General features: G+C 64.6%; 19 protein-coding genes. 9 read left to right on the plus strand and 10 right to left on the minus strand.

Features of this window, described 5'->3' with window-relative positions:
• Nucleotides 1–93 precede the first annotated feature (93 nt).
• The gene (locus J2X62_RS16140) at nucleotides 94–1074 is read right to left on the minus strand and encodes a sugar-binding transcriptional regulator (protein WP_094623152.1); all 981 of its coding nucleotides are present in this window, start codon (nucleotides 1072–1074) and stop codon (nucleotides 94–96) included.
• Nucleotides 1075–1196: 122 nt separating this feature from the next.
• On the opposite strand from J2X62_RS16140, the gene J2X62_RS16145 reads away from it, so the two are divergent.
• From J2X62_RS16145 to J2X62_RS25465, 5 genes are all read left to right on the plus strand, one after another.
• On the plus strand, nucleotides 1197–2051 hold the full coding sequence (locus J2X62_RS16145; RefSeq protein WP_310181836.1) for an MIP/aquaporin family protein: 855 nt from the start codon (nucleotides 1197–1199) through the stop codon (nucleotides 2049–2051).
• The gene (glpK, locus tag J2X62_RS16150) at nucleotides 2048–3565 is read left to right on the plus strand and encodes a glycerol kinase GlpK (RefSeq protein WP_032367858.1); all 1518 of its coding nucleotides are present in this window, start codon (nucleotides 2048–2050) and stop codon (nucleotides 3563–3565) included. Before J2X62_RS16145 ends, glpK begins: the two co-directional genes overlap by 4 nt.
• Nucleotides 3562–5268 carry a glycerol-3-phosphate dehydrogenase/oxidase gene (locus J2X62_RS16155; RefSeq protein ID WP_027494672.1) on the plus strand — a complete coding sequence of 569 codons (1707 nt, stop codon included), beginning with the start codon at nucleotides 3562–3564 and terminating at the stop codon, nucleotides 5266–5268. The genes glpK and J2X62_RS16155 overlap by 4 nt, the downstream gene beginning before the upstream one ends.
• A 168-nt stretch (nucleotides 5269–5436) precedes the next feature.
• Entirely contained in the window at nucleotides 5437–6951 is a 1515-nt protein-coding gene (locus J2X62_RS16160) for an alkaline phosphatase D family protein (protein WP_310181842.1), read from the plus strand.
• Nucleotides 6952–7004: 53 nt separating this feature from the next.
• A complete protein-coding gene (locus tag J2X62_RS25465; protein WP_371128971.1) occupies nucleotides 7005–7190 on the plus strand; it encodes a hypothetical protein in 186 nt (61 codons plus the stop codon).
• Here the strand turns inward: J2X62_RS25465 and glgX are convergent.
• A complete protein-coding gene (gene glgX / locus J2X62_RS16165; protein WP_032367855.1) occupies nucleotides 7121–9163 on the minus strand; it encodes a glycogen debranching protein GlgX in 2043 nt (680 codons plus the stop codon). The two genes, J2X62_RS25465 and glgX, sit on opposite strands and share 70 nt — an antisense overlap.
• Before the next feature lie 122 nt (nucleotides 9164–9285).
• Here glgX and J2X62_RS16170 point away from each other — a divergent pair, with 122 nt between their 5' ends.
• A complete protein-coding gene (locus J2X62_RS16170) occupies nucleotides 9286–11661 on the plus strand; it encodes an ATP-binding protein (protein WP_310181847.1) in 2376 nt (791 codons plus the stop codon).
• An 8-nt stretch (nucleotides 11662–11669) separates the two neighbouring features.
• Here the strand turns inward: J2X62_RS16170 and J2X62_RS16175 are convergent, their stop codons facing one another.
• Nucleotides 11670–12056: a DUF5313 family protein gene (locus tag J2X62_RS16175; protein WP_032367853.1), complete on the minus strand. Its 387-nt coding sequence runs from the start codon at nucleotides 12054–12056 to the stop codon at nucleotides 11670–11672.
• The gene (locus tag J2X62_RS16180; RefSeq protein WP_080966137.1) at nucleotides 12053–12505 is read right to left on the minus strand and encodes a MarR family winged helix-turn-helix transcriptional regulator; all 453 of its coding nucleotides are present in this window, start codon (nucleotides 12503–12505) and stop codon (nucleotides 12053–12055) included. Before J2X62_RS16180 ends, J2X62_RS16175 begins: the two co-directional genes overlap by 4 nt.
• Before the next feature lie 210 nt (nucleotides 12506–12715).
• On the opposite strand from J2X62_RS16180, the gene J2X62_RS16185 reads away from it, so the two are divergent.
• Nucleotides 12716–13702, plus strand: a complete 987-nt coding sequence (locus tag J2X62_RS16185) for an alpha/beta hydrolase family protein (RefSeq protein WP_201010513.1) — start codon at nucleotides 12716–12718, stop codon at nucleotides 13700–13702.
• A gap of 24 nt (nucleotides 13703–13726) precedes the next feature.
• Here the strand turns inward: J2X62_RS16185 and J2X62_RS16190 are convergent, their stop codons facing one another.
• Nucleotides 13727–15112 carry a VOC family protein gene (locus tag J2X62_RS16190; protein ID WP_236254012.1) on the minus strand — a complete coding sequence of 462 codons (1386 nt, stop codon included), beginning with the start codon at nucleotides 15110–15112 and terminating at the stop codon, nucleotides 13727–13729.
• A gap of 184 nt (nucleotides 15113–15296) precedes the next feature.
• Between J2X62_RS16190 and styD the strand changes: the two genes are divergently transcribed.
• Together styD and J2X62_RS16200 are read left to right on the plus strand one after the other, a co-directional pair.
• Nucleotides 15297–16781 carry a phenylacetaldehyde dehydrogenase StyD gene (gene styD / locus J2X62_RS16195; protein WP_310181856.1) on the plus strand — a complete coding sequence of 495 codons (1485 nt, stop codon included), beginning with the start codon at nucleotides 15297–15299 and terminating at the stop codon, nucleotides 16779–16781.
• A gap of 40 nt (nucleotides 16782–16821) precedes the next feature.
• Nucleotides 16822–18348, plus strand: coding sequence for a GMC family oxidoreductase (locus J2X62_RS16200; protein ID WP_201010516.1), 1527 nt, complete (start codon nucleotides 16822–16824; stop codon nucleotides 18346–18348).
• A 33-nt stretch (nucleotides 18349–18381) separates the two neighbouring features.
• Here J2X62_RS16200 and J2X62_RS16205 read toward each other — a convergent pair whose 3' ends face one another.
• The 5 genes from J2X62_RS16205 to paaC are packed head-to-tail and all read right to left on the minus strand — an operon-like array spanning nucleotide 18382 to nucleotide 23129.
• On the minus strand, nucleotides 18382–19287 hold the full coding sequence (locus J2X62_RS16205; protein WP_310181859.1) for a helix-turn-helix domain-containing protein: 906 nt from the start codon (nucleotides 19285–19287) through the stop codon (nucleotides 18382–18384).
• Between the two features lies 1 nt (nucleotide 19288).
• Nucleotides 19289–20596: a phenylacetate--CoA ligase PaaK gene (paaK, locus tag J2X62_RS16210; RefSeq protein ID WP_027494661.1), complete on the minus strand. Its 1308-nt coding sequence runs from the start codon at nucleotides 20594–20596 to the stop codon at nucleotides 19289–19291.
• Nucleotides 20597–20614: 18 nt separating this feature from the next.
• Nucleotides 20615–21709 carry a 1,2-phenylacetyl-CoA epoxidase subunit PaaE gene (paaE, locus tag J2X62_RS16215; protein WP_094693844.1) on the minus strand — a complete coding sequence of 365 codons (1095 nt, stop codon included), beginning with the start codon at nucleotides 21707–21709 and terminating at the stop codon, nucleotides 20615–20617.
• On the minus strand, nucleotides 21709–22170 hold the full coding sequence (gene paaD, locus J2X62_RS16220; protein ID WP_052055184.1) for a 1,2-phenylacetyl-CoA epoxidase subunit PaaD: 462 nt from the start codon (nucleotides 22168–22170) through the stop codon (nucleotides 21709–21711). Before paaD ends, paaE begins: the two co-directional genes overlap by 1 nt.
• A 41-nt stretch (nucleotides 22171–22211) precedes the next feature.
• The gene (paaC, locus tag J2X62_RS16225; protein WP_027494658.1) at nucleotides 22212–23129 is read right to left on the minus strand and encodes a 1,2-phenylacetyl-CoA epoxidase subunit PaaC; all 918 of its coding nucleotides are present in this window, start codon (nucleotides 23127–23129) and stop codon (nucleotides 22212–22214) included.
• Between the last annotated feature and the right edge of the window lie 10 nt (nucleotides 23130–23139).

Raw genomic sequence — 23139 nt, forward strand, 5'->3', positions numbered from 1 at the left:
AATCCGCTGCCTCAAACGAGCCGTCGCCCGCGAAATGTTCCAACTTCTCACCCAGAAAACTGCCACTTGACACTCATAGGAGCATCACATGGGTCAGCGCGAGCGCAACACCAATTTCGCGGCGCTGATGTCGTCGATCACCAGATCGGTGATCAGGCCACCGCGCAGTGCGGCGGTGAGGGCGTCGAGTTTGGACTCTCCCGCCACGATGGCGACTCTGCGCGGGACGGCCTTGAGTCGATCGAGGCTCGGCCCACTCGATCTGTCGTTCAACGCAATTCGGTTGTAGCTGCCGTCGGATCGGAGGAACACCGTGGCGATGTCGCCGACGACGCCGTCACGTTGCAGCTCGGCTCTGTCCTCGCGTTCGAGATAGCCGGCGCTGTAGACGTGACTCGGAACGGCTCCACTCATGACGCCGATGCTGAAGACGGCGAGGTTCATGCGATCCTGAAGTTCGAGCACGCGCCTGATGCTGCGCTCGCGCCACAGGTGCTGTCTCGTTTCCGGATAGTCGAAGAATGCGGGAACCGGAAATCCCTGTGCCGCAGCCCCGTACGCGTCGGCGAACGTCCGGATGATGTCGGTGGCATACGAGACCCCCGTGGTGCGCATGTTGGCTGCCCCGTTCAGTTGCACCACGCTCGAGTTGTGGGTTCGCTTGGGGGCGAGCTTGCGGCTGACGGCGCTGACGGTGGTTCCCCAGGCGACGCCCATCACCATGTCCGACTCGAAGAACGACGTGAGTAGTCGGCCGGCGAAGGTCGCGACCCGATCGAGACGCTGCAGTTCGTCGACCGTCTCCGCGACCGGCACCACGTGTGCACGAATGTCGTACAGATCGGCGAATGCACGCTCGATCCGCGGTGCCTGACCGAGTGGGGTGGAGATCTTGATTTCCACCAGTCCCGACGCCCGCGCGAACGTGATGAGTCGTGAGACTGTCGAACGAGATACGCCCAGCTCACGGCCGATGGCCGCCATCGTCATGTCCTGGAAGTAGTAGAGCCGCGCCGCCTGGGTGGCATGGCCGGTCCGCAGGTCGGATTCGGGAGTGATACTGGGGTCCGTCACCGGCACCAGTGTACGACCGAATTGCACATATGTGCATCAGCTGTGAAACGCAGTGCAGGCCGTCTACCGTGGCAAATGGCACGCAATGTGGCGTGTATCACTGACTGTGTGGAGGCTGAAAGATGGCACGTAAGGAACCGGAATGGGGGCTACCGGCGCACATGGCCGCGGAGTTCGCCGGAACCATGATTCTCATTCTGTTCGGTGTCGGCGTCGTCGCTCAGGTGGTCTCGGGTGGTGAGTCCGGCAGCCTCGGCGGTCACGACTCGATCGCCTGGGCGTGGGGGCTGGGCGTGATGTTCGGTATCTATGTCGCGGGCCGTATCACCGGCGCGCACCTCAATCCCGCGGTGACCATCACGTTCGCACTCTTCCGCGGATTCAGCTGGAAGATGGTTGCGCCGTACATTCTCGCGCAGACCGCAGGTGCCTTCGTGGCCGCCCTGCTGGTGCGCTGGAACTACAACGACATGATCAACGCGGTCGACCCCGGGCACACCACCGCCACCCAGACCATCTTCTCGACACTGCCCGGTAACGGGACACTGCCGGTGAGTGTGTCCTCGGCGCTGATCGACCAGATCATCGGTACCGCCATTCTGCTGTTCCTCATCGTGGCCGTGACCGATTCGCTCGGCACCGCACCGATGGCCAACATGGCTCCCCTGATCGTGGGCCTCATCGTCGTCGCCATCGGATTCGCCTGGGCCACCAACGCCGGCTACGCGATCAACCCGGCTCGAGATTTCGGACCTCGCCTGGCGTCGTACATCACGGGCTACGGTGGAGCGTGGCGAGATCAATACGGCGGCCTGTACTTCTGGGTGCCGATCGTCGGACCTCTCGCAGGTGGACCGATAGGAGTGTTCCTGTACGACCTGTTGATCGGGAAGAACCTACGCAAACAAGAAGGTTCGACGCCCGAGCCGCCATCACGACTCCCAGCAGACACCCAGACCACAGGAGAGAAGCCATGACCGAGTTCGCAGGAAAGTACGTCGCCGCGATCGATCAGGGAACCACGTCTTCACGCTGCATGATCTTCGATCACGCGGGCACCGTCGTCGCCGTCGATCAGAAGGAACACCAGCAGATCTTCCCGCAGGCCGGTTGGGTCGAGCACGACGCGTCGGAGATCTGGGACAACGTGCGCGCCGTCGCGGCCGGTGCCATGGCCGCAGCGGATCTGACGCGCGAGGACATCGCCGCAGTAGGTATCACCAACCAGCGTGAGACGGCGCTGGTGTGGGACCGCGAGACGGGCAAGCCGATCTACAACGCCATCGTCTGGCAGGACACCCGTACCGATCGCATCGCGACCGCACTCGGCGGCGGCGATGCCAACAAGTACACCGCCAAGACCGGTCTGCCGTTGGCCACCTACTTCTCCGGGCCGAAGATCAAGTGGATTCTCGACAACGTCGACGGTGCACGGGCCAAAGCCGAAGCGGGAGAGCTGTGTTTCGGCAACATGGACACCTGGGTGCTGTGGAACATGACCGGCGGAACCGACGGCGGATTGCACTACACCGATCCGACCAACGCCTCGCGCACGCTGTTGATGGATCTCGACACCCTGCAGTGGGACGAGGGCATCTGCGCCGACATGGGCATTCCGATGTCGATGCTGCCCGAGATCAGGTCGAGCTCCGAGGTGTACGGCACCGGCCGTGAACGCGGACCGTTCCGCGGTGTGCCGATCTCCGGCATCCTGGGCGACCAGCAGGCGGCCACCTTCGGGCAGGCCTGCTTGTCTCCCGGTGAGGCCAAGAACACTTACGGCACAGGCAATTTCGTGCTGCTCAACACCGGCACCGAGAAGGTCATGAGCAAGAACGGCCTGCTCACCACCGTCTGCTACAAGATCGGCGACCAGCCGACGGTGTACGCGCTCGAAGGCTCGATCGCGGTGACGGGTTCGCTCGTGCAGTGGCTGCGGGACAACCTCGGCATGATTTCCTCGGCTGCGGACATCGAGACCGATGCGCGTTCGGTGGACGACAACGGCGGCGCGTACTTCGTGCCCGCGTTCTCGGGTCTGTTCGCTCCGCACTGGCGTGCCGATGCGCGCGGTGCCATCGTGGGATTGACGCGGTTCGTCAACAAGGGCCACCTGGCCCGTGCCGTGCTCGAAGCCACTGCGTACCAGACGCGCGAGGTCATCGAGGCCATGAACGCCGACTCCGGCGTCGACCTCGAGGTGCTCAAGGTCGACGGCGGAATGGTTGTCAACGAACTGTTGATGCAGTTCCAGTCCGACATCCTGAACGTCGACGTGGTGCGGCCTGTCGTAGCCGAAACCACCGCTCTCGGAGCGGCATACGCGGCAGGCCTCGCCGTCGGGTACTGGGCGAGTGAGGACGACATTCGCCAGAACTGGGCCGAGGACAAGACATGGACACCGTCCATGGACGAAGACCAGCGGGCAAAGCTGTACGCCGGCTGGAAGAAGGCAGTGACACGTACTCTCGATTGGGTTGATGAAGAATGAGTTCCACCACAACGGCTTTGAGTCCAACCGCGCGCGCCGAGGCAATCGCACGGATGGAAGCCGAAGAGCTGGACATCCTGGTGATCGGCGGCGGCGTCGTCGGCGCGGGAACGGCTCTCGACGCGGTGACGCGTGGTCTGAAGGTCGGACTGCTCGAAGCACGCGACTATGCGGCCGGCACGTCCAGTCGCTCGAGCAAGCTGTTCCACGGCGGTCTGCGGTACCTCGAACAGTTCAACTTCTCGCTGGTGTTCGAGGCCCTCAAAGAGCGCTCGCTCGTGCTGAACACGTTGTGCCCGCACCTCGCTCGGCCGGTCCCGTTCATCTATCCGCTCGAAAAGGTGATCGACCGTCCGTACGTGGGGCTCGGCATCGGCGTGTACGACGTCATGGGTGCCGGACGCGGCGTCCCGAGTCATCACAAGCACCTCGGTAAGAAGAAGACGCTCGAATCCTTCCCTTCCGGTAAGCGGTCGGCGATTCGCGGTGCGGTGAAGTTCTACGAGGGCCAGGTCGACGACGCTCGGCACACGATGATGATTGCGCGGACCGCAGCCGCCTATGGGGCGTTGTGCGCCAACAGCACTCGCGTCACGGGCTTCCTTCGTGAGGACGACAAGGTCGTCGGAGTCGTGGCGAGCGATCTGGAAACGGGTCGTTCGTTCGAGGTGCGTGCCAAACAGGTCATCAACGCCGCGGGTGTGTGGACCGACGAGGTCCAGCAGATGGTCGGCGGGCGTGGACAGTTCCAGGTTCGCGCATCCAAGGGCGTGCACCTGGTGGTGCCCCGCAACCGCATCAACAGCGCCACGGGCATCATCACGCGCACCGAGAAGAGCCTGCTCTTCGTCATCCCGTGGGGAAGCCACTGGATCATCGGCACCACCGATACCGACTGGAAGCTCGATCTCGCTCACCCGGCCGCGAGCCAGAGCGACATCGACTACATCCTGGGGCACGTGAACAAGCTGCTGGCCGATCCACTGGACCGCGCCGATGTCGTCGGGGTCTACGCGGGTCTGCGGCCGTTGCTGTTCGGAGAATCCGACTCCACCAGCACGCTCTCCCGCGAGCATGCGGTGTCCAGCCCGGTGCGAGGACTGACCGTCATCGCCGGTGGCAAGTACACCACCTACCGCGTGATGGCCAAGGACGCAGTGGATGCCGCGGTGCACGGGCTCGAACGGACCGTGCCCAAGTGCGTCACCGAGAACATCCCACTCGTCGGGGCCGACGGCTACCTCGGGGCGTACAACTCCCGCAATCTGACGGCCGAACGTACCGGCATGCGGGTCTCACGCGTCGAGCATCTGTTGGGTCGGTACGGCACCCTGATGGGTGAGGTGCTGGATCTGATCGACGCCGATCCCGAACTCGGGAAGCCTCTCGACAGCGCACCGGAGTACCTCAAGGCAGAGGTCGTCTATGCCGCGAGTCACGAAGGCGCGCAGCATCTCGAGGACATCCTCACCCGGCGCACCCGCATCTCCATCGAGGTTCCCGATCGTGGTGAAGCAGCAGCCGAGGAAGTAGCTCGGCTGGTGGCTCCTATTCTCGGATGGGACGATCAGCACCGGACGGAAGAGATCGAGCACTACCGTCTTCGTGTTCTGGCAGAACGGGATTCACAGCAACAGCCCGATGACGAGACCGCCGACGCGGCCAGGCTCGGGGCACCGGACGTGCGCGCCGGGGTGAGCTGACCCTCACAGCGGTTCGGTGAGGTAGCGCCGCAGGGTCGGGATCGGTGGTTGTGTTTTCCGATCCTGCGGCCGCGTTCCTCGTCGCACGGTACGACGCGCTTGTGGCGGAAATCGTCTGTCTTCCTGGGCGCTACGAGCCGTTCATGTCGATGCTGGACGGTGAAGGGCATGCAGCTCACCCGTCGATCCCTCCTCCGATATGCCGCTCTCGGTGCCGCTGCCACGCCTGTGCTGGCATGCAGCCCGGCGTTGGTTCGCACCCGGCCGGTGCTGACACACGGTGTCGCCAGCGGTGATGTGCGTGCCGACGGAGCGCTGGTGTGGGCACGTTCGGATACTCCGGCGACGATGATCGTCGACACGTCCGCGACGGACTCGTTCTCCTCTGTGACTACGATGCGGGGGCCACTGCTGACTCCGCAGTCGGACGGAACGGGGGTGCTGCGCCTGACCGGATTGCCTGCGGGACAGAAGGTTCACTATCGCGTCACGCTCGAGGGCGAGGACGGCGCGACGTCTGAACCCGTCACCGGAATGTTCTCCACAGCTCCTGACGGCCCATCCGACATCCGCCTGTTGTGGGGTGGCGACACCGCAGGCCAGGGTTACGGCATCAACCCCGACATCGGCGGTATGACGATCTTCTCGGCGATGGCCGACAGGCAGCCGGATCTGTTCCTGCACAGCGGCGATGTGATCTATGCGGACGGCCCGCTCGAGGAGCGCGTGACACTTCCCGACGGCCGAATCTGGCGAAACACCATGAGCGAGGCCAAGTCCAAGGTCGCCGAGACGCTCGACGAGTACCGCGGCCAATACGCCTACAATCTCACCGACGACAACTACCGCCGCTTCAATTCGTCTGTCGCCCAGATGGTCCAGTGGGACGATCACGAAACCGTCAACAACTGGTATCCCGGTGAGATCCTCGACCTGGAGCAATACACGGTGAAGGATGTGGACCTGCTGTCGCAGAGAGCGTTGCAGGCGTTTCACGAGTGGTTGCCAATCGCGCCCACAGAAGCCGTCGACGGCCGGGTGTACCGCAAGATCGCCTACGGGCCGCTGCTCGACGTCTTCGTCCTCGACATGCGCACGTACAAGGATGCGAACGGTGCGAACACCGCTGCGTCAGGGGAGATCCTCGGCTCGGCGCAGCGTCAGTGGTTGATCGACGAGCTGTCCCGCTCCACCGCGACGTGGAAGATCATCGCGAACGACCTGCCCCTCGGACTCGTCGTTCCTGACGGGAAGGTCGCGCAGGAAGGCGTCGGCAACGGAGACCCCGGTGCGCCGCTGGGTCGTGAGACCGACATCGCGCAGGTGCTCACCGCGATCGATCGGAACGACGTCACCGGCACCGTCTGGCTCACCGCCGACGTGCATTACACAGCAGCGCATCACTATTCGCCGGAGCGCGCGGCCTATCAGGAATTTCGCGAGTTCTGGGAATTCGTCAGTGGGCCGCTCAACGCCGGCGCGTTCGGCCCCAACGACTTGGACGGCACGTTCGGCCCGGAAGCAGTGTTCGTGCACGCGCCACCGGAGCCGAACGCGTCGCCACTCGACGCGTTTCAGCATTTCGGTGAGGTTCTCATCGACGGGGACTCGCGCGATCTGACCGTCAACCTCTGCGACGCGACCGGGGCCGTGCTGTTCACGAAGGTACTGCCTGCCGCCTGATCGCTCGGGTCCGTCGGGGTCAGGTCGGCGAGAGCGACTGCACTCGAACGGACATCGTCCGCCGTACCGACAGCGGCCCCGCCGTCCTCGTCCGGCCCGACGGATACATCGCGTGGGCCGGACGCTCCGAATCGGAGGAGTGGCTACAGATTCTCGAACGGTGGACCGATCAGCCTTGCAGCAACGTGAACGAATGCTCGCGAATCAGAATGGACGGTCCGCCCGCCTCGTACGCCTGATCCGGATCACTCGACGTCGACTGACTCCACTTGCCCTCCGGCAGCGTGAATTCGACTGTCGCAGGTGAGGCGTTGACCATCCAGGCGAACGCCGCGTCTCCCTCGCCCGCACGCATCAGGATGAGAATGCTGTGCGCGTTTCCGTCCGACCAATCCTCGTCGACCAGTTTCTGACCGTCGGCGCGGTAGAAGTCGACCGTATCGGGTCCTGCCCCGTCTTCCTCGGAATCGCTGTCGTGCCGGAACCAGGTGGGACGCAACGCCGGATGCTCGTCGCGCAGCGAGATCAGGTGGGTGGTGAAGTCGACGAGATCCTGATCGACCGTGCTCCAGTCGAACCAGGAGACCTCGTTGTCCTGGCAGTACGCGTTGTTGTTGCCGTTCTGCGTTCGGCCCAGTTCGTCGCCGCCGAGGATCATCGGGACGCCGGCCGAAAGGAGCAGTGTGGCAAGGTGATTACGCTGCTGGCGGGCGCGGAGTGCGTTGACGCCCTCGTCGTCGGTCGGGCCCTCGGCACCACATCCCCACGAACGGTTGTCGGATTCGCCGTCCTGGCTGTCCTCGCCGTTCTCCTCGTTGTGCTTCTCGTCGTAGGAATTGAGGTCGGCCAGGGTGAAGCCGTCGTGGGCGGTGATGAAGTTGACACTCGCCAAGGTTGGGCGCCGGGTGCTCTCGTACACGTCGGGGCTGCCGGTGACACGTTGCGCAAGAGCGGACAACGCGCCGTCCTCGCCGCGCCAGAAGTCACGAACGTCGTCGCGGAACTTACCGTTCCACTCCGACCACCGGGCCGGGAACCCGCCCACCTGGTAGCCCTGGGTGTCCCAGGGCTCGGCGATGAGTTTGACCGGCGCGAGCGTCGGATCCTGGTGTACGAGATCGAGGAACGCGCTGTGGACGTCGAGGCCGGAGTCCTGACGGGTCAGGGTGCTCGCGAGATCGAAACGGAATCCGTCGACGTGCATCTCCGTGACCCAGTACCGCAGCGAGTCCATGATCAGGCCCAGCGCCGCGGGATGTCCGACGTTGAGGCTGTTGCCGGTGCCCGTGGTGTCGTAGTAGGCGCTGCGGTCGTCGTCGACGAGTCGGTAGTGCGAGCCGTTGTCGATTCCCTTGAGAGACAACGTCGGTCCCAGGTGGTTGCCCTCGGCTGTGTGGTTGTAGACGACATCCAGGATGACCTCGATACCGGCCTCGTGCATCGCCTTGACCAGTGCCTTGAATTCGTCCACCTGACCGCCGGTGTCGCCGGTGCTGGCGTACTCGTTGTGCGGGGCGAAGAAGCCGATGGAGTTGTAGCCCCAGTAGTTTCGGCGGCCCTCTTCGAGCAGGTGCGAATCCTGGACGAACTGATGAATGGGCAACAGCTCCACTGCGGTGACGCCGATACGCTTCAGGTGCGCGATCGCGGCGGGGTGGGCCAGCCCGGCGTACGTTCCTCGAATGTCCTCGGGAACATCGGGATTGGTGGCGGTGAAGCCCTTCACGTGGACCTCGTAGACGACGGTGCGGTCCAGCGGAGTGCGCGGTGCCTCGTCGCCGGTCCAATCGAAGTTCGATTGCACTGCAACGGAATACGGCATGTGCGGCGCGGAGTCCTCGTCGTTGCGGGTCTCCGGCTCTGCATGCAGATGCGAGAACACCGACTCGTTCCAGTCGACCTGGCCGGTGATGGCCGTGGCGTACGGGTCGAGCAGTAGCTTCGCCGGGTTGTGGCGCAGTCCCGAGGCGGGATCCCACGGGCCGTCGACGCGGAGACCGTATCGCGTTCCCGGGGTGACGTCGGGCACCAGATCGTGGAAGACGTGACCGGTGCGAAGCGTCAACGGCGTTGTACTGCGCTCTGTTCCGTCTTCGTTCATCACGACGACGGACACCGAGTCGGCTGTCTCGGAGTAGACGGCGAGGTTGGCACCGTCGTCGGACAGACGCGAGACGCCCAGGGGATACGGGAGACTGGATGAGGTGGGCATGAGCGGTCGATTACCCCCGGCGCAGGTGAGCGAAACGCTCACCCACCTGGTGCTCGGATAGAATCGTCGAGGAGTTTGCGCCCGTCCTTGACCTACGGCCGCATGTGACTAAGGACGAGGCCATGAATCCCGCAGTACCCGATCCCGGTTCGGCTCGGCTCGACGAGCTGTTTCCCGGTGACAATGCCACCGAGGCTCGGTTTCGCGAGCTGGATTGGAGCTGCACGGAGCTGGGACCGGTGGAGCAATGGCCGTACGAATTGATCGCGGCCATCCGCACGGTCATGCCGTCGACCATCCCGATGTTGATCTGGTGGGGGCCGCACCTGGTCCAGATCTTCAACCACTCGTACACCGATTTTCTCGGTGACAAGTTTCCCGCCGCCGCAGCGCAGCCGGCCAGGGACTGCTGGGCAGAGATCTGGGACGAGATCGGCGCATTGGCTCATCAGGTCGTCGACGGCGGCACTGCGGTGCACGGTGCTCGCCAACGGTTCATGATGAATCGGTACGGGTTCCTCGAAGAGACGTACTGGACCTTCTCGTACAGTCCGATTCACGGTCCCGAGCGCGCGGTCCTCGGCGTGTTCGTCGCGACGTCGGAGGTCACCCAGCAGCTCCTCGGCGAACGCCGCATGCAGGCGTTGCTGAGCCTGGGCACGCTGACGGGCAACGACACCGACGGTGCCGTGGACATCTGCCGTGCGGCAGTGGGCGTGCTCGCGGCGGAAGCGTCGGAGTTTCCCCTCGTCGCCGGTTACCTCCGCGAAGATCTGAATGCGGACGGTCCGGTGGAATGTGTCGTGACCGGCGGCGACGCCGGGTACGACGCTGCGACGTGGGAGTGCGCCGACATCTCTCGAGTTGCCGACGGTACGGTCGCCTGCGCGACCGTGCAGGTGGACGGCAACGTTCCGCAGGCCGTCGTCGTACCGTTGACGATGGCGGGTCGGGTTCAGCCGGTCGGGGCGCTGTTGATCGGAGTGAGCAGCCATCGGGTGATCGACGATGCCTTCACCTCGTTCTGCGTCGTCGTCGCCGAACGCCTGTCCACCGCATTGACGGCCTCGCACGCGTTCGAGATGGAGCGCAGCCGGGTGGCGGCCTTGGCCGACGCCGATGCTGCGAAGACTCGGCTGCTCGAGAACGTCGGGCACGAATTCCGCACCCCGCTGACGTTGCTGACGGGCCCGCTCGATTCGGTACGCGAGAACGCTGCTTCGGTGTTGGCCGCGAACGACCGCGAATCACTCGACGTCGTTCATCGCGCGTCGATGCGGCTGCGCAGGTTGGTGGACGACCTGCTCGACATCGTCAATGCCGAGGCCGGCCGACTCGTCTCTCGACCCGAGCCGGTGAACCTCGGCTCGGTGACACGCGATTGCGCGACGATGTTCTCGGCCGTCGCGTCGGCGCAGGGGCTCGAGCTCGTCGTGGATGCGGCAGAGGACGTCGTGGTCCTGACCGACGCCGAAATGTGGTCGAAGGTCGTGTTCAACCTCGTCGCCAACGCCGTCAAGTACACCCCGGCCGGACGGGTGTCGGTTCGTCTGGTCGCGGACGAGACCACCGTTCGGCTCGTGGTCGCAGACACCGGACTGGGAATTCCGGCCGAGGACCTGCCTCGAATCTTCGACCGGTTCCACCGCGTCGAGAGAGAAGGCGCGCACAGCATCGAAGGGTCCGGAATCGGGCTTGCCCTGGTGACGGACTTGCTGACCGCCTTGAACGGGCGCATCGACGTCGACAGCGACGTGGGCCGGGGGACTACCTTCACCGTGCAGGTGCCGCGGTTGCCCGCAGAAGCTGCCGCTGTCGATCGACCCGGCGCTCCGGCCGATCCGATCTCGGCGATCTTCCCCTCGATCGAGCCCGTTCCCGAGACGACCGATCGCGCCGATGTCCTGCTCGTCGAGGACAACGTCGACATGCGCAACTACCTCGCGCGCCTGCTGACCGACGAAGGGTGGTCCGTCTCGACAGCGGGGGACATCGAGACCGCTCTCGATCGTGCCCGAGCGATGCTGCCGGGGCTCGTGCTCTCCGACGTCATGCTGCCGGGGCGCAGTGGTCTGGATCTGGTGGACGACATCCGCGGCGACGCCGACTTGAGACGAGTACCGGTCATCTTGCTGACCGCTCGTGCGGGAACCGACTTTGTGCTCGACGGACTCGGACGCGGTGCCGACGATTACATCGTCAAGCCGTTCCACGACCGAGAACTCGTCGCGCGCGTTCGCGTGCACCTCGAACTGTCACGGATGCGCGAGCAGCTGATCGCCGAGAGCGGCAATCAGGCCGCGACACTGCGTACGGCGCTCGAGACCCGCGGCACTATCGGCCGAGCCGTCGGCATCCTCATGTCGGTGTACCGCATCGACGCCGACGCCGCGTTCACGCAATTGACCGAACTCTCACAGAACACCAACCGCAAGACGCGGGATCTGGCCGTCATGATCGCCGACGACTTCACCGCCGGCCTCGCCCGCGAGCACTGACCGGCCGGTCAGTGGTTGCGGCGGTAGTTCTCGCGTTCGCGTTCGAGTTCCGCCGTCTTCTTCTCGCTCTTCAGGTCGGCGGGCAGTCCGTGAATTTCGAGACGACGGGCGCGGTTCTGGTCCATGTATGCGGCGGTGTAGAACAGCGCGAGCAGCAGGGCCAACAGAACCATCGAGGCACGTAACCAGATCGCGCCGGGAAAGAGCACGAAGAACCCGATGAAGATGGGCAGGAACGGGATCATCGAGCGCAGGATGTGACGCGGTGTCGCGCCGGGGCCGACGAGGTCGCGTCGAACCCAATCCTGCATGGAGTCGGGGAGTTTGCGGCCCAGGACGGCGTAGCCCAACCATTGGCCGGCGTTCGGACGGGTGCGCTGGGGTCGTGCGCTCATGTCAGTGCTCCTGCTGCGATCGCCGCGTCGTTGACGCGAGTGAGGACGCGGCGCAACTGCTCCAGTTCGTCGAGTGACGCACCGAGTCTCGCCACGACCGCGGATGGAATCTTTTCGGCCTCGGCGCGGAGAGCGGCTCCGGCGGGGGTGAGGGATACGAGCAGAATGCGCTCGTCTTCCGTGCTGCGTGTGCGGGTGAGCATCCCCATCGATTCCAGACGCTTCAGCAGTGGGGACAGGGTGGGCGAGTCGAGTTGCAGCGCTGAGCCGATCGCTTTGACCGACATCGGCGACTCGCCCCACAAGGCCAACATCACCAGATACTGCGGATGGGTCAGGCCCATCGGTTCGAGCAACGGCCGATACACCGACAGCACAGCCCGGTTGGTGACGGCCAGGGCGAAGCAGACCTGGCGATCGAGCGCGAGTGGATCCTCGGTGGTGGTCACGGTGGTCAGAGTAGCAGAATTGATTAGTGCACGAATTGTTCGTGTGCGACTCAAGGGACGAAAAAGGGCGGAGGTACAGGTTCGCCACCTCGATCGGGTACCGAGTCTGCGGCAGTGGTGAAAGTTTGCCCACAACGTGTTACCGGGCGCGCAATTGTGCAATGCTGCACCTCGATTCACCCTTACCGTGATAATCCCGAGAGGATCGCCATGCGTCGCCGACGCATCTCCACCACTGTCTTCGTCGCAGCGTTGTCCCTGTCGATCGCCTCGGGAGGTATCGCATCCGCCGAGCCGGCTGCCCCCTCCGCCCGCATCGTCGACACCGTCCTGGCATCCGACACGCTGCGCACGCTGAAGGTCGACTCACCCGCCATGGGAGCCGTCGTCGAAGTGCAGGTGCTCACACCCGCGGTGAAGACCGGACCGCGTCCGACGCTGTACATGCTCAGCGGCATCGGCGAAGAGGATCCGCACAACAGCATGTGGTTGCGGAAGGGGCAGGCAGCGGAGTTCTTCGCCGACAAGAACGTCAACGTCGTCCTGCCGTTGGCCGGGCCAGGAAGCTTCTACACCGACTGGCAGCGCGACGACCCGAAACTCGGCCGCTACCAGTGGGAAACGTTTCTCACCGAGGAACTGCCTCCGCTGATCGACGCCGCCGTGGATGGCAACGGCCGCAACGCGATCGCCGGCCTGTCGATGGGCGCACAATCGGCGATGATGCTCGCCGCACGTAATCCGGACGTGTACTCCGGCGTGGCGTCGTACAGCGGCTGCTTCGCGTCCGCCGAACCGTTGGGCCAGGCCAGTATTCGAGCCATCGTCGGAGCATTCGGCGGCAATGCCGACAACATGTGGGGCGGACCCTTCGATCCTGCGTGGGCCGAACATGATTCGGTGGCCAATGCCGAAAGTCTGCGCGGTACCGATGTCTACGTGTCGGTGGGAACCGGCGCTCCCGGACGTCACGAAAGCTTCGACACTGCAGCGGGATGGGACAGGGTGGTGGTCGGTGGCCTCATCGAGGTCGGGTCGAACTACTGCACACACCGACTTGCGGATCGGCTCGGCCAGTTGAACATTCCTGCAACGTTCGACTTCACCGAGACCGGAACGCACTCGTGGCCGTACTGGGTGGAGCAGCTACCGAAGAGTTGGCCGACCCTCGCCGGATCTCTCGGTATCTCGGGCTGACGCTCGGTATCTCGGGCCAGTTGCTCAGTGGGTCCATGGGCAGTCGAGAGGCTTCGTCAGGCCGAGGTGCTTCTCGGCTCGCGTCACCGACTCGTCTCGGAGGCGGCCGTAGATCCGGTACGGGTCGTGCAGGGTCCGTCCCAGAACGCTTTCCATCGCCTCTGCATCGAAGGCTGCCGCGGTGTTGTCGGAATTTCGGGTGCCGTCGGATTCGAGATTGGACCTGAAGATGCCCGCCGCCGACTTGGGCAGGAAGTCCTCGTACACGATCGGGTCGGCCGCGACAACACCCGACCTGACCAGATCGACGAGGCCACCGTCCCGGACTGCAGCGGACGGGTTCGACCCCGTGACTCGAAAGGTGAAGTAGGCGAGGTCTTCTGCCATCCACTGTGTCTCGTCGTCCGGCACCAGCGACGACCACAGTGCGGACGCGTCCTCGGGTTTCTCGGTATCGAGTCGATCCAGATACTCGTCGTAGCGACGTCGTCCGAGTGCGGTAGCTGCCGCGCCCCTGGCTTCGACCTCGCCGAACCGTACCCGTAGATGGCCGGGTTCGATGTTGCCGTTCTCGTCGAGAAACATCCGCTGCTCGTCCAGCGCTCGGAACGACGTCTGGCGCAACAACAATCCGGGACCGGACGTACGAGGAGGCCCCTGGATGGTGTCGATCATCGCCACCCCGCGCTCTCCCATACGGCGATGCAGAAGATCGATGTCCAGAACCCTCGGTGTCAGATGGTTGATGTGGGTGGAGGAGACACCACCGATGTCGGCGGCCACCGCCGAGACTGCCTCGAGTTCGCGATACCACGCTCTGTCGACAGGGTCGGTCGACAACGCGAACGCCGCCGTCGCGAGGTCCAGAAAGGTAGCGGACTCCTCCGCTGCGAGGCCGTTGTCCCTCTCGCACGTGGCTGCCAGCTCGAGCAGTAGCGGAGGGAACAGTGTTCTGCGGTCGAGGAATTCCGTCAGGCGACGGCCGAGATCCGGGTCGAAGAACCGTCGATCCGACGCCACCAGCATCGAGGTGAAGATCCGGAACGGGTTGATCGCCAGCTCGGCCGGATCGATCGGCCGGAACGCAGTCGACACCACCGGAATCGAACTCGACGCAGTGTCACGCAGATCGTAGAAACCCACCGGATACATGCCCATGGCACCGAATATCAGTGCCACCTGCGACATCTCACGTGCATTGCCGACACGAATCGCCCCGTGTCGCTCGGCGGTGACGCGATCGATGGAGCCGAAACGTTCCGCATCGGCACCGCTGGTGCGCATCGTGTCGGCATTGATCGACGCGGTGACATCCAACAGCGTCGTGTACGCGGGAACCTCCCGCCCGTACAGAGCCGACAGACGAAGGGCGAACTGCGCTCGCAATTGCGTCGGTGTCACGTTCACCACCTCATACTGCGCCTTTCGGTGCCGGCACGGAACCCGTTCGGCTGTCTGCTGCACTCTCGCGACTGTGCGCATCTACCGCACAATGTGTGCGCGATCACACAAGACCGGCACGTTCGCCCGGGCGCAGTCTGGAGCAGACATGCGAGAGGTGCCTGCACACGGCACCGAGAAGGAGCGAAAACATATGACCGCAGTACAGGAATCGGCCGCACCGTCGCTGCCGACCGGAACCGCCACCGAGCTCTACATCGCGGGGCAGTGGCACGGTGCATCCGACGGAGGCACCTTCACCGACATCAACCCGACCACCGAACAGCCCCTGGCCGAGATTGCTGCGGCCACCGCGTCGGACGTCGATGCAGCGGTGCGTGCGGCCCGTGCCCAGCTCGGTGGTGAGTGGGGTGCTACCCCCGGAGCGGTCCGGGGCCAGCTGCTCAATCGGGTGGCCGATCTGATCGAGCGGGACGGTGACCTTCTCTCTCGACTCGAAGCCCTCGACGTCGGCAAGCCGGTCGGTCAACCGGCAATGCTCGACATCCCCAATGCTGCAGCCACTTTCCGGCACTTCGCGGGCTGGGCCGACAAGATCACCGGGAGCTCCATCCCCACTGCGGGCTACTTCGGGCAGCCGACGCACTCGTACACCGTCCGTGAGCCGGTGGGCGTCATCGGCATGATCGTTCCCTGGAACACCCCGCTGATGATTGCGGCATGGAAGCTTGCTCCCGCTCTGGCCGCGGGGAACACCGTCGTCGTCAAGCCGCCGGAGGACGCGCCACTGTCCATCCTGCATCTGGCTCGACTGATCGACGAGGCAGGCGTACCTGCCGGAGTGGTCAATGTTGTTCCAGGACTGGGCGAAGTGACGGGCGATACCTTGGTCGGCCATCCGGACGTCGACAAGATCAGCTTCACCGGCAGCCCTCGGGTCGGCAGAATCATCGCCAAGAAGGCAGCCGACACATTCAAGCGGACGACGCTCGAGCTCGGCGGCAAGTCCCCGCAGATCATCCTCGAGGATGCGGACCTGGAGGCGGCGATCAACGGAACCGCGATGGGACTGTTCTTCAATCAGGGCCAGGTGTGTGCCGCGGGGACGCGAGTGCTGGTGCACCGCTCGCTGTACTCGCAGGTGGTCGACGGTTTGGCCGCCGCCGCATCGGCTCAGGTCCTGGGAGATCCCTTCGATCCGTCGACGACGATGTGCGCACTCGTCAACGCGAAGCAGCGCGACAGCGTCCTCGGGTACATCCAGGCCGGACGCGACGGCGGAGCGCGAGTGGCGGCCGGCGGTGGACGTCCCGACAGCGCCGGCTATTTCGTCGAGCCGACGATCTTCGCCGACGCCGACAACGACATGAAGATCGCCCAGGAGGAGATTTTCGGACCCGTCGGAACGGTGATTCCGTTCGATACGGCCGACGAGGCGATCTCCATTGCCAACGACACCGTGTACGGCTTGGCCGCTTCGATCTGGACCCGCGACGTGTCGAGGGCGCACATACTGGCCGGGCAGGTCCGTTCCGGCGCGGTGTGGGTGAACGGCTGGGCTGCAATCGATCCCGCTCTCCCCTGGGGCGGCATGAAGTCCAGTGGCACGGGCCGGGAACTCGGGTGGGCCGGTATCGAGGCCAACACCGAAGAGAAGGTCGTCACCGTAGTTCTGTAGCCCGACTCCCTCGTGCAGCAACGAAACAGCAAGGACTGACATGCCGAAGAAATCGACCGACTACGTCGTCGTCGGAGCAGGATCAGCAGGAAGCGTCATCGCGAGAAGGCTCCTCGACGCAGGCCACACCGTCCACGTGATCGAGGCCGGTCCCGTGGACACCGATCCGGCGATCCACTCACCGCAGGGCTGGCCGACGCTGTTGGGCGGACCGCAGGACTGGGGACTGTTCACCACCCCGCAGAAGCACGCCAACGATCGGCGAATCTTCTGGCCACGCGGACGCGTCCTCGGTGGCAGCTCGTCCCTCAACGGAATGATTTACGTGCGAGGGCATTCCAGCGATTACGACGGATGGGCCTCTGCGACCGGTGATGCGGGATGGGCCTGGGAGAACGTGCTGCCGCTGTTCAAGCGTTCGGAGTCACACGAACTCGGTGCCAACGAGTTCCACGGCGGCGACGGGCCACTGCCGGTGTCGATCATGGGTACCCCGCACCCCTTGGCGGCGGCGTTCGTCGACGCGGCCGTCGAACATGGTCACAAACTGATCGACGACTTCAACGCCGACGAGATGGTCGGTGCCGGCTACAACCACACCACCACGCGCGACGGTGAGCGGATGAGCGCCTGGAAGAGCTTCGTCGGCCCGGTGCTCGACAATCCCGACTTGACGGTGACCACCGGTGCTCTCGTGCACCGAGTGGTGCTCGAGAACGGCCGAGCGGTGGGCATCGAATACAGCCGCGGAGATGGCGAGCTGGAGCGAGCGTTCGCCGATCACGAGGTCATCCTGTGCGGCGGAGCCCTCGGCTCTCCGAAGACCCTGCTGCTCAGTGGAATCGGGCCGTCCAGACATTTGGCTGAACTGGGAATCGACACCGTCATCGACCTGCCGGGCGTCGGCGAGAATCTGCACGATCATTTGCTGCTCAGCAACATCTACGAGTCCCTCGAGCCGCTCGCAGCCGGTACCAACAACCTGCTCGAAGCGCAGCTGTACGCCCGCAGTACCGGATGGGCCGGCGCTGCACCCGATCTGCAGCCCCTGTTCATGCACATCCCCTACCCCGCCGACGGATACCCGGTGCCCGAGAACGGCTACACGATCGCTCCGGGAATCGTGGCTCCGCGTTCACGCGGCACGCTGCGATTGGCGTCCTCGGATCCGAATGAACTGCCTCTGGCGGATCCGAACATCCTGGCCGATCCGTACGACCTCGAGGCGATGGTCGACGCGGTGGAGATCTGCCGGGAGATCGGTGCCTCCGATGCCTTCGCGCCGTGGCGCAAGGCGGAGGTGGTTCCGGGACCGAGCGCCCGCACCCGCGACGACCTGCGGGCGTACGTCCGACAGACTGCCGGTACGTACCACCACCAGGTCGGCACCTGCAAGATGGGAGCCGAGTCGGACTCCGATGCCGTTGTCGGAGCGGACCTTCGGGTCCGCGGGGTCGATGGATTGCGGGTGGCGGACGCGTCGATCATGCCCACGGTGCCGTCGGGCAACACCAATGCGCCGTCCATCATGGTCGGTGAGCGGGCCTCGGATCTGATCCTCGGGTAGTAGTTCGTGGTCGGCTGAGGGCGGCGTGCGCTCTCACCCGGCGCGATACTCCCGCGGAGACATGCCGTACGTCTCCTTGAACAGCTTCGAGAAGTTCGAGGAATCGATCAAACCGTGACGTGCACAGACGGTTCCGATACTGTCTGCGGCGAAACGAGGGTCACGCAGGTCGCGGTGGCACCTCTCCAGACGCCTGGATCTGATCCAGCCGGCCACCGTGCGACCGTCCTGCGCGAAGAGCTTCTGCAAGTAGCGCGTCGAAATATGCAGGTGCGCAGCGAGAGACGCCGTGGACAGTGTTGGATCGGACAGCTGAGCTTCGACGAGACTCTTGGCCTCGATCAGGAGTGTGGATCCCGGCGCATCGTGGGGAGCCGCGTCGTCGAGAGCGGCGCAGAGCAAATCGAGGACGGCGTTCTCGAGCATCGGTGTCGTCGGCAATGTGCCGTCGGCGGCGTTGCGACGCAAATTGAACAGGAACGGCGACACCAGCGCACCGACGCCGTGATCGCCCTCGATGCGACGCGCGGCAACGGTCGTCAAGTCACGGGAATCGATGCGGAGCGCGTCGCGTGGAAACATCACCACGAACATCTCGAAGTCCCCGGCGAAGTGCAGATCGTAAGGGGCACTGGTGTCGTAGACCGCGAAGTCGCCAGGATGGAGCACGGCCTCCCGCTCGTTCTGGACGATCGTGCCGCACCCCGTCAGTTGCAGACCCACCTTGATCGATCCGGGGTCGGACCGCCGGATGGTCGCGCGTGTGCGCCTGACGTCGACCTCCCGGCCGGTCACCTCGCTCAGTTGCAGCGCCCCGAGCGTCGACGACACCAGCGTGCCCTGGAACGACGACGGCCCGGTGGACACAGCGTCGAGCGGCACGAACGCCGTCGAGACGTTCTCGCGCCATTGCTCGAAATCCTGTGCCACCGGGCTCATGTCATACGGTCGGACGGTTGTCGATCAGACGACGGGCCTTACCGATGGAACGCTCGAGGGCCGCCGGTGCAACGACGTCGACCGCGACGCTGACGCCGATCCGGTCCTTGACCAGCTTCTTCAGCGTTGCTGCGGCAATCGGATGCGTGTCGAGCGCGGCATCGGGTCGGGCTTCGACGAGGACGGTCAGTGAGTCCATGCGTCCGGCACGCTCGAGCACGCACTGGAACTGCGGTGCCAGAACGGGAACCGTCAGGATCAGCTCCTCGATCTGCGTCGGGAAGAGATTGACTCCGCGCAGAATGATCATGTCGTCGGTGCGGCCGGTGACCTTCTGCATCCGACGCATCGTGCGAGCCGTGCCCGGTAGCAGTCGCGTCAGATCGCGCGTGCGGTAGCGGATGATCGGCATCGCTTCCTTGGACAGGGACGTGAACACCAATTCACCCTCCTCGCCGTCGGGCAGAACCTCGCCGGTCACCGGGTCGATGACCTCCGGGTAGAAATGATCCTCCCAGATGTGGAGTCCGTCCTTGGTTTCGACGCATTCCATCGCGACGCCCGGTCCCATGACCTCGGACAGGCCGTAGATGTCGACGGCGTCCATGTCGAGAGTCTTCTCGATCTCCTTGCGCATCTCCTCGGTCCAGGGCTCCGCGCCGAAGACGCCGGTTTTCAGCGAGGTCTTCGCCGGATCGATGCCCTTCTTGACCATCGCGTCGACAATCGTGAGCATGTACGACGGCGTGACCATGATGGCGTCGGGCTCGAAGTCCTCGATGAGCTGGATCTGACGATCGGTCATGCCACCGGACATCGGAATCACGGTGCAGCCCAGTCGTTCTGCGCCGTAGTGCGCGCCGAGTCCGCCGGTGAAGAGACCGTAGCCGTAGGCCACGTGCACCTTGTCCGACGGCTTGACACCACCGGCCCGAAGGCTGCGCGCGATGAGGTCGGCCCAGTTGCTGATGTCGTTCGCGGTGTATCCGACGACGGTGGGACGGCCGGTGGTGCCCGAGGACGCGTGGATGCGCGAGACCTTGTCCTGCGGCACCGCGAACATGCCGAACGGGTAGTTCTCCCGCAGGTCCTTCTTGGCGGTGAACGGGAACTTCGCCAGATCCGACAGATCTTTCAGATCGGTCGGATGCACCCCGGCGTCGTCGAATGCCTTCGTGTAGTGCGGAACGTTGTCGTACGCGTGCTGCAGCGACCATCGCAGGCGCTCCAACTGCAGCGTGGAAATGCGGTCCCGAGAGGCGAACTCGATGTCGGGGGTATCGGTGGGGGCGGACAGCACACTGGTCATGATCGGTCTCTCGTGGTCTCAGGCGTCGAAGTCGACGGTGACGGTGTCGCTGAGTGGGAAGGTTTGGCAGGTGAGCACGAAGCCGGCATCGACCTCGTTGTCTTCCAATGCATAGTTACGACGCATGTCGACCTCTCCGAAGGTCACCTTCGCGCGGCAGGTGCCGCACACTCCGCCCTTGCATGCGAAGGGGAGGTCCGATCGCAGCTGCTCGGCCGAATCGAGAATCGACTCGTCCTGCGGCAAAGCGCCTTTCACCTCGCGGCCATCGAGGATGATCGTGACCTCACTGCTGGGGCCGGTGATACCGGGCTCGCGGTGCTGCTCCTGCGGCGGCGGTACGTCGTCGACGTAGAACAGTTCGTGGTGAATGCTGCTCTTCGCGACGCCGAGTTCCTTCAGAACGTCCTGGGCATCGTTCACCATCCCGAACGGACCGCACAACCAGAAGTGGTCGATGTCCGGGGTTGCGACGACGGTGTCGAGTATCTCGCGTAGCCGGCCGGCATCGAGCCTGCCGCTGAACAATTCGACTTCCCGTGGCTCGCGAGACAGCACGTGAATGACGTCGAATCGACTGCCGTACTGATCCTTCAGGTCGGCGATCTCCTCGGCGAACATCACCGTTCGCGTCCGTCGATTGCCGTACAGCAGAACCACTTCGGAGTCGGGATTCGCCAGAACGGACGCCGCAATCGACAACATCGGGGTGATACCGGAACCGGCGGCGATGAGCACGTGCCTGCCGGCCTGGGCCGGATCGGCGTGAAAGGTGCCGCTCGGGCCCTGCACGTCGATGCGGTCGCCTGCTTTGACGTCGTGAACGAGCCAGGAGGAGAACAGACCGTCGGACACCTCACGGACACCGACGCGGGGACGCGCACCCGCCGGGGCGCAGATGGAGTAGGAGCGGCGGTGCTCGACGCCGTCGACGGTGCGGCTGAGCATCAGTGACTGGCCCGGTCGAAAGTCGAACTCTTCGCGCAATTCTTCCGGGACGTCGAACGTGACGGCAACGGCGTCGTCGCAGAGCGATTCCACGTCGGCAACGGTCAGTGAATGAAAAGGTTTGTTGCGTACATTCTTCTGAACGGGCTCGGCGGTGACGGTCATCAGATTTCCTTCACGTGGTCAAAGGGCTCCAGGCAGTCGTCGCACCGGTACTGGGCTTTGCAGAGGGTGGCGCCGAACTCGGACGTGAGCCGGGTGTTGCGCGAGCTGCACTGCGGGCAGGTGAGCTGACGGGGTTTGACGGTCAAGGTCAGCGGCACCGGGCCGGATGTACGTTCCGGGGCCGGACCCGGAGTGGAGTAGCCGGTCTCGCGCAGCTTGCGCAGGCCCTCCTCGGAGATCCAGTCGGTACTCCATGCCGGCGTCAGGCTGGTGACGATCTCGACATCCGCGTAGCCGTGGTCCTGAAGCTTGTGAGCGATGTCGTCCCGCATCGTCGCCATGGCGGGGCAGCCGGAGTACGTCGGAGTGATCGTGACGAGCACGCTGCCGTTCTCGCGTACCTCGACGTCGCGCAGGACGCCGAGGTCGTCGAGGGTGAGCAGCGGCATCTCCGGATCCATGACGGTAGCTGCGATTTCGCGTGCGGTTCGTTGAAGTGTGGTCACCAGACTCCCTCCGGATGGGCCCTCGCCACGACCTGCATCTCGGCGATCAGTGGACCGAATGCTTCGGTGTGAATGCCGCGACGACCACCGCGGCCGCCGATGGTGCCCACGGACTTGCCCTCGGGTGCCTCCAGCTCCGCGGCGTGCAGCACCTGTGCGAGAACCGAATCGAACTCGTCGCGAACATCGCGAGGGTCGACGGCGACACCGACCTTCGCGAGTGCGATCTCCTCGTCCGTCGGGATGAACAATTCCGAGACGTACGGCCAGATCCGAGTCACGGCGTCGCGGACGCGTCGCTTCGATTCGTCCGTGCCGCAGCCCAGGGTGACGACCCAGCGTGCCGCGTAATCGCGATGGTACGTCAGCTCTTTGACGCCCTTGTTCGCAACTGCGGCAAGGACGGGATCACGGGATTCCTGCAGGCGGGTGAAGACGGCGAGCCGCCACGTCGAGAACACCAGCAGCCGAACCAGCGACTTCGCGAAGTCGCCGTTGTCGAGCTCGGTGAGCCGAACGTTGCGGAAGTCGGCCTCGTCGCGAAAGAACGCCAGCGCATCCTCGGCGGGTGCGGGTGACGTGTCCGAGATGAACGGCACCACCGTCGGATCGGCTTTCGCGGCGCGGGCCAGTAGCAGCCGGGCCTGGCCGAGGAGATCGAGGCCGACGTTCGCCAGCGCCACCTCTTCTTCCAGTTCCGGTGCGCGAGTGCTCCATTCGGCGAGGCGCTGGGAGCTGATCAGCGCATCGTCACCGAGCATGAGGCAGTACGCGGCAAGGGCTTTCAGGTCGACGTCGTCGGGAACGGTGGTATCGACGCCGGCGAGTGGGTCGTCGAAACTCGTCCCGAATGCCCACTGCCCGTGCGAGTCCTCGTCGACGAGGCCCTCGTAGGCGCTGTCGTGATCGGTCATGAGTGCTTGT

It is taken from the genome of Rhodococcus sp. 3258 (assembly GCF_031456475.1).
GTDB lineage: Bacteria > Actinomycetota > Actinomycetes > Mycobacteriales > Mycobacteriaceae > Rhodococcoides > Rhodococcoides fascians.